General features: G+C 70.5%; 10 protein-coding genes and 1 pseudogene. 3 read left to right on the top strand and 8 right to left on the bottom strand.

From position 1 onward, the window contains the following. Window positions 1-939: RNA-guided endonuclease TnpB family protein (locus B1L11_RS43000; RefSeq protein WP_079320910.1), on the bottom strand; the 939-nt coding region annotated here is incomplete at its 3' end. 22 nt (window positions 940-961) lie between these two features. Here B1L11_RS43000 and tnpA point away from each other — a divergent pair. Next, entirely contained in the window at window positions 962-1,378 is a 417-nt protein-coding gene (tnpA, locus tag B1L11_RS43005) for an IS200/IS605 family transposase (RefSeq protein ID WP_079320911.1), read from the top strand. A 166-nt stretch (window positions 1,379-1,544) separates the two neighbouring features. Here tnpA and B1L11_RS43010 read toward each other — a convergent pair whose 3' ends face one another. From B1L11_RS43010 to B1L11_RS43020, 3 genes are all read right to left on the bottom strand, one after another. Then, window positions 1,545-2,390, bottom strand: a complete 846-nt coding sequence (locus B1L11_RS43010) for a bifunctional 5,10-methylenetetrahydrofolate dehydrogenase/5,10-methenyltetrahydrofolate cyclohydrolase (protein ID WP_079320912.1) — start codon at window positions 2,388-2,390, stop codon at window positions 1,545-1,547. Next, window positions 2,387-3,007, bottom strand: coding sequence for a cyclodeaminase/cyclohydrolase family protein (locus B1L11_RS43015; protein WP_079320918.1), 621 nt, complete (start codon window positions 3,005-3,007; stop codon window positions 2,387-2,389). Before B1L11_RS43015 ends, B1L11_RS43010 begins: the two co-directional genes overlap by 4 nt. A 174-nt stretch (window positions 3,008-3,181) precedes the next feature. After that, window positions 3,182-4,126: an EamA family transporter gene (locus B1L11_RS43020; protein WP_079320913.1), complete on the bottom strand. Its 945-nt coding sequence runs from the start codon at window positions 4,124-4,126 to the stop codon at window positions 3,182-3,184. A 106-nt stretch (window positions 4,127-4,232) separates the two neighbouring features. On the opposite strand from B1L11_RS43020, the gene B1L11_RS43025 reads away from it, so the two are divergent. Beyond that, window positions 4,233-4,733: a MarR family winged helix-turn-helix transcriptional regulator gene (locus B1L11_RS43025; RefSeq protein WP_079320914.1), complete on the top strand. Its 501-nt coding sequence runs from the start codon at window positions 4,233-4,235 to the stop codon at window positions 4,731-4,733. Window positions 4,734-4,928: 195 nt separating this feature from the next. Here the strand turns inward: B1L11_RS43025 and B1L11_RS43030 are convergent, their stop codons facing one another. The 4 genes from B1L11_RS43030 to B1L11_RS53440 all read right to left on the bottom strand — a co-directional run bounded on the left by B1L11_RS43030 (window position 4,929) and on the right by B1L11_RS53440 (window position 8,384). Continuing rightward, the gene (locus B1L11_RS43030) at window positions 4,929-5,771 is read right to left on the bottom strand and encodes a GSU2403 family nucleotidyltransferase fold protein (RefSeq protein WP_079320915.1); all 843 of its coding nucleotides are present in this window, start codon (window positions 5,769-5,771) and stop codon (window positions 4,929-4,931) included. Next, the gene (locus B1L11_RS43035; RefSeq protein ID WP_079320916.1) at window positions 5,749-6,831 is read right to left on the bottom strand and encodes a hypothetical protein; all 1,083 of its coding nucleotides are present in this window, start codon (window positions 6,829-6,831) and stop codon (window positions 5,749-5,751) included. Before B1L11_RS43035 ends, B1L11_RS43030 begins: the two co-directional genes overlap by 23 nt. Before the next feature lie 132 nt (window positions 6,832-6,963). Continuing rightward, window positions 6,964-7,872, bottom strand: a complete 909-nt coding sequence (locus B1L11_RS43040; protein WP_079320917.1) for a sulfotransferase domain-containing protein — start codon at window positions 7,870-7,872, stop codon at window positions 6,964-6,966. Continuing rightward, window positions 7,869-8,384, bottom strand: a complete 516-nt coding sequence (locus B1L11_RS53440; RefSeq protein WP_256863400.1) for a lipopolysaccharide biosynthesis protein — start codon at window positions 8,382-8,384, stop codon at window positions 7,869-7,871. Before B1L11_RS53440 ends, B1L11_RS43040 begins: the two co-directional genes overlap by 4 nt. A 120-nt stretch (window positions 8,385-8,504) precedes the next feature. Between B1L11_RS53440 and B1L11_RS53445 the strand changes: the two are divergent. Then, a pseudogene (locus tag B1L11_RS53445) lies at window positions 8,505-8,821 on the top strand (hypothetical protein); the annotation flags it as partial.

Consider the following 8,821-nt stretch of genomic DNA (forward strand, 5'->3'; position numbering starts at 1 on the left):
CCGCCCGTGCATGCGGGCCTTGTATTCCAGCATGGTCAGGAACTGCGACCAGCCCGCGTCGTGCACGCTCTTGGCCAACCGGGTGCGCGCCAGCCCCTTGACCGCCAGGTCTTCCACGTAGATCGCTTGGTTCTCGCGGACTATCCGGGTGGAGAGCTGGTGGTGGAACTCGCGGCGCGCGTCGGCGACCTTCGCATGCCGGCGGGCAACCTGCTGCCGGGCTTTGGCCCGGTTGTTCGACCCCGTGGCTTTGCGGGGCAGCGCCCGCTGGAGCCGCTTGAGTTTCTTCTCCGCCCGGCGCAGGAAACGCGGGGAGTCGATCTTCCGGCCGTTCGACAGGACCGCGAAGGCCGACAGCCCAAGATCGATCCCGGCCTCGGGCTCGACCTGTGGCAGGGGCTGCTCGGCGACCTCGACCACGAACGAGGCGAAGTATCGGCCGGCCGCGTCCTTGACCACCGTCACGCTGGACGGCTCGGCGGGCAGTGCGCGCGACCAGCGAACCGGCACCTCGCCGATCTTCGGTAACCGGAGTTTCCCGCCCGTGGTGATGGCAAACCGGGCGTTGCGGGTGAAGCGGATCGCCTGCCGGTTGTCCCTCTTGGACCGGAACCGGGGCGGGGCGACCTTCGGCCCCTGCCGCTTGCCGGTGATGGAGGCGAAGAAGTTCCGGTAGGCGGTGTTCAGATCGGCAAGCGCCTGCTGTAACACCACGGATGAGACCTCGCCCAGCCAGGAGCGTTCCGGGGTCTGCTTCGCCTGGGTGATGACCCGCTTGGACAACTCCCCATCCGAGATGTACGGCAAGCCCTGCTCCCGAGCGTCCTGCCGTGCGCGCAGCGCGTCGTTGAACACCACCCTGGCGCACCCGAACGCCCGTGCCAGCGCGACACGCTGACCTGGCGTCGGGGACATGCGGTAGTTGTACCGGAGCTGCACGCCATGATCCTGCCATTGGTCTATGACCGAGTATGGAGATATCAGAACCGGCAGGCATCGTGTTTTCGTCCTGCACGCCCACTTGGTTTTCGTGACCAAGTTCCGGCATCGGGTGTTCACCGGCGCTCACCTGGAGCGCATGGAGCAGATCATGCGGGATGTCTGCGCGGACTTCGAGTGCGAGCTGGCCGAGTTCAACGGCGAGGCCAACCACGTGCACCTGCTGGTGAACTTCCCGCCCAAGGTCGCCCTGTCCCGCCTCGTCAACTGTCTGAAAGGGGTGTCCTCCCGGCGGATGCGGACCGAGTTCCCCGAACTGGCCCGCCACTACTACCGGGCCAACAAGCTATGGTCGGGCTCCTACTTCGCCGGAAGCGTGGGCGGCGCACCGATCAGCGTCCTGCGCCAGTACATCGAGAAGCACAACCGCCCCGTCTGATCTGCCAAGACGCCGATCCGCCTGACGGCGAATCGGCTTTCCCTGCCCCGCTACGTGGGAGAGTCCGCTTCACCCCCGGCCTGAAGGCCGGAGCGCTGCGGACGAATCCGGTAGCGCCCACGCATCTCCGCGGGAGGTCCGATGGTGTTCCGTGAGGCGGTTCGGTTCAGCCGCGGCCGGCGGCCTGCACGGTGTGGTGCAGCAGCAGCGCGGTGGTGACCGGCCCGACCCCGCCGGGCACGGGTGTGAGCGCCCCGGCCTGGTCCGCGACCGCGACCGCGTCGACGTCCCCGACCAGGCCGCCGTCCTCGGTGGGGTTGGTGCCGACGTCCACGACCACCGCTCCGGCCCGCACGTGTTCCGCCGTGATCAGCCCGGCGCGGCCGACCGCAGCCACGACCACGTCGGCCGCGGAGGTGACGGCGGCGAGCTCCCGCGTACGGGAGTGGCAGACCGTCACGGTGGCGTTCCTGTCCAGCAGGAGATGGGCGGCGGGCTTGCCGACCACGGTGGACCGGCCGACCACCGCGACGTGCAGGCCGGTCAGGTCGATCCCGTAGTGGTCGAGGATCGCCACGACGGCCTCGGCGGTCGCCGGAGCGAACGCGGGCAGGCCCGCGGCCAGGCGGCCCAGCGACAGCGGGTTGGCGCCGTCGACGTCCTTCTCGAACGCGATCGCGCCGGCCAGATCCTCCAGCTTCGCCCCCTCCGGCAGCGGGGTCTGGAGGATGATCCCGTGCACGGTGTCGTCGGCGCTCAGCGCCGCCAGCCTGTCACGGATCAGATCGGGGGCGGCCTCCGCGCCGAGGTCGACGATGTCGCAGGTGATGCCGGCCTTCTCGGCGGCGCGGGCGATCGAGCGGACGTACCAGGCGCTGGACTCGTCCGCCGTGGCGACGACGACCGCGAGCTTCGGCGGCGTACCGGCCGCGGCGAGCGCGGCGGCCCGCTCTGCGGCCTCGGTCCGGATGGACGCCGCGAGCTCCTTGCCGGACAGAACGCGGGCGCTCACTTCGCGATCTCCTCACGGACGGCGGCGGTGACCCGTTCGGCCCGCGCGGCGACCTCGTCCACGCCGGCCGCCTCGGCGGTCAGTTCGGCGCGGGCCCGCTCGTCCTTGATCCCCCCGAGGTTGATCTCGATGTTCACCCGGGCGGTGGTCGCCGCGGCCCGCGCGGCCTCGGTGGCGGCGGCGATGTCGGAGACGACGTTGCGGTTGCCGATGGGCAGCAGTTCCTCGGCGATGCCGACGGCCTTCCTCGCGACGCCGACGACCTCGGCCGGGACCCGGCCCGCCCCCACCAGTGCCTCGGCGATGGCTGCCGATCGGGCGGCCTTCGCCTCGTCGGTGTCCTTGGGCAGCTTGTACGCCTCGGTGACCGCCGTGAACGCCGCCGCGTCGTCCTCGGCGAGGCGCAGGGCGCTCGACCGCAGCTCGTCGGTCTCGCCGATGATCCGTTCGATCACGGCCGCGTGCTCGGCGTACTTCTCGCCGGTGGTGTAGCGCCCGACCATGCCCAGCAGGGCCGCGGCCTGCGCGGCCTGCAGGGCCGCGGCGGCGCCTCCGCCCGGCGCGGGCACCCGGTCGGCGAGGCGGGACAGGAAATCGCTGATCTTCTCGTCGCGCATCGCGCTCGTCCTCCGGTCGTCCTGATTCGCGCACGGGCACAGCTCGCGCGGGCACAGCTCGCGCATGAGCACGGCTCGCGCATGAGCACAGCGCATGGCACAGTTCGCGCATGGCGCGGCCGGGAAAATCCTCCCACGTCCCGCTGGTCGCTCCGCGTATGGGGCTCGTACGTGTCAGCGGGACGGGCAGGCCGTACTAGCCGCGGGCCGTACGGGCTCGGGCGGGGCGCCGGCGCTCCTGGAGGGCCCGGCCGGGGCCTGGCCGAGCAGGGTGCCGCCGAGGGCGAGGACCATGCCGAGCAACTGAACCGGGCTGAGGGACTGACCGAGCGCCGCCCAGCCGATGACGGCCGCGGAAACCGGACTCAGCAGCGCGAGGAAGGCGACGGACGTCGCGGGGAGCCGGGAGATTCCGCGGAACCAGATCCAGTAGCCGAGGGCGGTGCCGACGATGCCCAGGTAGACGTAGCCGAGCAGGTTCTCGCCGCTGAGCGCCGGCGGCGCGCCCTCGACGAGCAGGGCGACCGGGACGAGCAGCAGCCCGCCCGCGGTGAGCTGCCATCCGGTGAGGGCGAGGGCCCCGACACCCTCGGGGCGGCCCCAGCGCTTGGTCAGCACGGTCCCGGCCGACATGGACGCGGCTCCGGCCAGCCCGGCGAGCACGCCGACCATGTCGAGCCGCGCCTCGGCGCGCAGCACGACCAACCCGACCCCGAGCAGTCCGAGGAGACCGGCGAGCACCTTGCGTGCGGTCGGACGCTCGGCGAGCAGCAGGGCGGCGAAGACGAGCGCGAACAGCGGGCCCACCGCGCCCAGCACGGCCGCGACGCCGCCGGGCAGCCGGTACGCCGCCAGGAACAGCAAGGGGAAGAACGCCCCGATGTTCAACACGCCGAGCGCCGCGGCCCGCCAGACCCAGACGCCGCGCGGCAGCACGCGGCCGATGACCAGCAACACCAGCCCGGCGGGCAGCGCTCTCATCACCGCGGTGAACATCGGGCGGTCGGGCGGCAGGAACTCCGTGGTCACGGCGTACGTCGAGCCCCAGGCGAGCGGCGTCAGCGCGGTGAGGGCCAGCGTTCCGGCAGAACTGGGCCGGGATGTGGCGAACGTGCTCATGAAGATTGCTCCTCGTTGATAATCTCAACGTTGAAATAACAGCACGAGACTCACATAGACGTCAAACTACTCAACGTTGAGATACTTAGTGTTTAGGGGTCGTGCCATGGGCGATGCCGTCGATCTGCTGATGACGCAGTGGGCGCGGGAACGGCCTGACCTGGACGTATGGCCGATGGGGATCATGGGCCGGATCAGCCGGCTGTCGCGGTTGCTCGACCGGGAGCTGAAGGAGTTCTTCGCCGCGTACGGCCTGGAGCGCTGGGAGTTCGACGTGCTCGCGACGCTGCGCCGCTCGGGGCCGCCCTACGAGCTGACGGCGGGGGCGCTGAACAAGGCGGCGATGGTGACCTCCGGCGCGATCACCAACCGCATCGACCGCATGGCGGCCAGGGGGCTGGTCGAACGGATCCCCGACTCCGGCGACCGGCGGTCGGTCCGGGTGAGGCTCACCGACCGCGGGCTCGCCCTGGTGGACGAGGTGCTTGGGCCGCACGTCGCGAACGAGGCGCGCCTGCTGGCGTCGCTGGACCCCCGGGAGCGGGACCACCTCGCCGGCGCCCTGCGCACCCTCCTCGCCTCCCTCGGCGACACCACCCTCGGCTAGCTCGGTGCAGCTTGGTCACGGTCGGTGGTCGCCCGATCGGAGGCGTGGTCTGCACCTGCACCGCATACGAGGCTTGCTGGTGGAGTCCAACACGCTGACCAGGGTGCTGGTCTTTCAAAGGTGACACCGATGTCTCCGGCAGAAGAACCCGGCCGGATGTAGGTCGACTCCCCGGGGAGACGCGGTCGGTGTGCTTCAGTCGGGCTGCAGGGCCTGCACGAGATCGGCGGCGAGGAGGGACGTCGCCAAGGCGACAGTTTCAGGTTCACCGATGCCCTCTTCTGCGCGTCCCGCCATCCTCGCGCCGAGTGCGTCGGGCCCCGGCGCGAACAGTGCCGCCAGGTACTCGACGGCCTGGTCGGTGATGTCGCTGCTGATGGGGTCGCTGCGTAGGACGTCGAAGGCGGTGGCCAGTTGGGAGGTATCGGTGTCGATTAAGACGCGGTATATGTCATGTGCGTCCTTGTCGTTGAGCCGGTGCGGAACAGATACGCGTTCGGAGATCTTGTGAAGCTTGGCCACCAGTAAGGCCGCAGGTCCAGCGACCCTGACCCGATACGTCCGGTCATCGTCCGGGTCGAGCGCGGTGACGTCCATGACCGTGTTGTCGACGACGGCGGCTTCGAGACCCCGAGCACGCCGGGTGGCACGCCGATCATGCGGGGGAATGCGTGCTCCTCGTGTGTTCTTGGTGCCGGGTCCTGCGAGAGCTTCGGGCACCATCAGATCGACTGGGATGCCCTCAGAGTTCAGCCATGCGCCGGGCTGTCCACCGATGGGGTCACGGTAGAACCCCGCACGGCTCATGGACTGCTCCAGAAGGGGCTCGTCCTCCAGCACCCTCGGATCGAGTGCGAGATCGCTGTCTTTCGTCGTCTCGGCCAGCGCGACGGGACTTCGCGCGGTATGCAGATAGATGGCCTGCGCGCCAATCACGATCACGGCGTCGCGATGTGCATCCAGAGCGGCCAGAGCATCAAGAAGCGCGGCGCGAGATCGGACGAGGAGGTCGCCTCTATCTACGCCAGGAGGATTCATTGCGCGTCATCCATTCGATGAGTTCTTCGGCTTCGGCAGGACTACGCCCAGGCCCTGTCATGAGATCAACGGCGACCTGGGATGGCGCTGCGATCATCAGGCCGGCGGCGTCGGTAAGGCCGCGAGCGAAGACGACGTCGATTTCAGGCTCGGCCAACATGACATTCGCCCCGGCATCGGCAGGACGGAGATCCCAGAGCTGCGCGGATCGCTCGGCGTCCGATGTGTAGATCATCGCCGAGCGGGCGGGGGCGTAGGGGGCCCACGTAGCGGCGGCCAAGGTTCCGGTTACGGCGTAGCGAACAGAGCTTCCCGCCGCTCGTTGCAGGAGGTTCGATAGACCTCTCGGTGCTATCCAGCGGGTGACGCGGCTGTTCCGCACGAACCCGTAGTCCTCGCTCCATCGCCTCAGAAGCGCAACCCAGTCGGGCACGATGACAGCGCCCGAACTGTTTCGCGTCGCGAGGCCCTCTGTTTCGAGAAACTCGATCACTCGATAAGTCGACCCCGTGGAAACGCCTGCGATGTCGACCAATTCGCGGATCGCCCACGATTTGTCATGGTCCAGCAGAGCGCGTACGACCTTGGCCGCAGGAGCGCCCTTCAGCGTTCCGCGTGGTCTGCCGGGACTGCGCCACGGGTCGCGGTCAGCCCCCCGGTCCGCTATGAAAAGTCCAGGCTGCGGCGCACTCACACGTATGTTGCCTGTCGCGTCGATGTAGGACAGGCCGGCATCGGAGAGCCGTTCACGTACCGGCGGCGACAGGTATCTGGACACGACAACCCCGCGGCTGCCTGGAATGGCTCCTGTGGAGGTGCTCAGTTGCTGAAGCAGTGCGGCGGTGTCGCGCCTTTCCACCAGGCGTTTGACCTTCACTACTAGCGCGACCGTGCTTCCGTCTGGTGCTGTCACATCCCAGAGCGCGTCGAAGCCGGTATCGGGAACGCTGCCGTGGCTGCGCGACCGGACGTCCCACCCGGTCGGCAATCGGTCTCGCAGGACCGCGATCCCGGCCGTCAGGACTTCAGCCTCGTTCTGAGGCCGCGCCCTCGGCTCCATCTGCTCTCCAACCCTCGTGTCGTTCGGGAAACAACATATCTCCGCCGCCGACGGAGTGGGGCTATATCCCGAACGTCGGTAACTTGGGCTCGCGCCCTGCGCACCCTCCTTGAAGCACGGACGACGCCCCGATCAGTCGTACGCCAGTGCCCGTACGCGGGCGGCGTCGGCGTGGGGGAGAGAAGACGACGTGAGGGCCTGCCGGGAGTCCATCGGGCGGTAGGCCGTACGGGACAGGCCGGTCCAGGCGAAGGCGGAGCCGGATCCACGGCGGGAGGACGTGCAGGCGGCGGTGATCCGGCGGGCGGCGCGGCCGGTCCAGGGCAGGCCGCACCAGTCGTACAGGTCGCGGAAGCCGTCGAGGGGCGCGGCGCACAGATCCTCATACCGCACGATCCTGATGCCGGGGGTGCGCCGGGCAACCGTGTCGGTGACCTGCCGCGCGACCTTCCACAGCAGAGCCGCGCCCGTGACCACGTCCCGGTTTCCGGCGAGCGGCCCGAGCTCGGCCACGTACGGGTGATCGCGCAGCAGGAGGGGCTGGTCGAGCAGCTCGCGCACGTCCACCCTCCAGCCGAGCCGCCGCCAGCTTCCGGCGAACGACACGGGGTCGCGGACCACGACGACCACCCGGCAGCCGAGGCGGCGGGCGAACCACTCGGCGGACAGCAGCGCGAACGGGTCGTCGAGCAGCGCCCGCCTCGCCAGCAGGCGGCCGACGGTGAAGGCCGTGCCGTACTTGGCCATCCGCGCGAGGTCGCCGGGCCCGTGGTTGCGCCGGATCTCGGCCCGCCAGTTGTAGCGCAGCGCGACCGTACGGGAGAAGGCCGCCAGCCAGGGCGTCTCGTTGTCGGGGCAGATGTACTGGAATCGGTGTCTCACGGACGCGTCGAGCACACCGGGGGAGCGGCCTGGCGGGCGCTGCGGGTTCAGCGGCTCGTTGACGTAGACCAGGCGTCCGCTCGCCGTGAGCATCCGGCCCACCCAGCTCGTGCCGCTGCGCGGCAGGCCGGTGACCAGCACGGGCGGACCGGCGGTCACGACGCCGCCCTCGCGGCCTTGACCGACCGGCCCAGGCCGAAGGGGCGCAGGCCGTAGCGGCGGTGGACCTGCACGGCGGGCAGCAGGTTCTTCACGAGCACGCCGCCCGACCAGCCCAGCGCCGCCCCCAGCGCGCCGTACGCGGGGACGAGCAGCACGTCGAGGGCGATCGTCACGGCGACGGCCGTGGTCACGTTGGCCAGGCTGGCGGCCGTACGCCCGCCCGCGACGAGCACGACGTCGACCATGCCGCAGGCGGTCGCGACCATCATGGTCGCAGACAGGACGAGCGCGATCGCGCCGCCGCCGGCGTAGGCGGACCCGAACAGCGGCAGCAGCCACGGCGCGAGCGCCGCGTACCCCAGCCAGAGCGGCCAGGTGAGCACGACCAGCCACCTGGTGGCCGTCTGGTACAGCGCCCTGGCGCCGTCCAGGTCGCCCTCGGCCAGGGCCCTGACCAGCCGGGCCTGCGCGGCCTGGGCGAGCCCCTGACCGGCGAGCTGCCCGAGCACCTTGAACCGCGTCGCCGCCGTGTAGACGCCGCGGCGGCGGGACCGGCGAGCAGCGCGACGATCACCACGTCGAGCCGCTGGAACACCGACTGCACGGCCGCCGCGGCCGATCGCGGCGCGGTGTGCCGCCAGAAGGCGCCCACCTCCCCCACGTCGTACGGCCCGAGCCCGCGCAGCCGTACGGCGGCCAGCACCGCCCCGGCCACGGAGGGAAGCGCCCAGGCGGCGGCCAGCACCGGCGGCGGGGCCCCGGCGAGCACGGCCGCGGTGACGAGGGCGAGCTGCCCGAGCGGCTGGACGGCCCCGGCGAGCAGCAGTGTCGGCCGCATGGTGCCGAGGCCGCGGGTGGCGCAGAGTCAGCACGTCCGACAGGACGACGAACGGCAGGGCGGCGGCCGAGCACGACCCAGACGCCGCCGGCACGCCGGTGACGCCGG

This window comes from Microbispora sp. GKU 823 (genome assembly GCF_002027145.1).
GTDB lineage: Bacteria > Actinomycetota > Actinomycetes > Streptosporangiales > Streptosporangiaceae > Microbispora > Microbispora siamensis.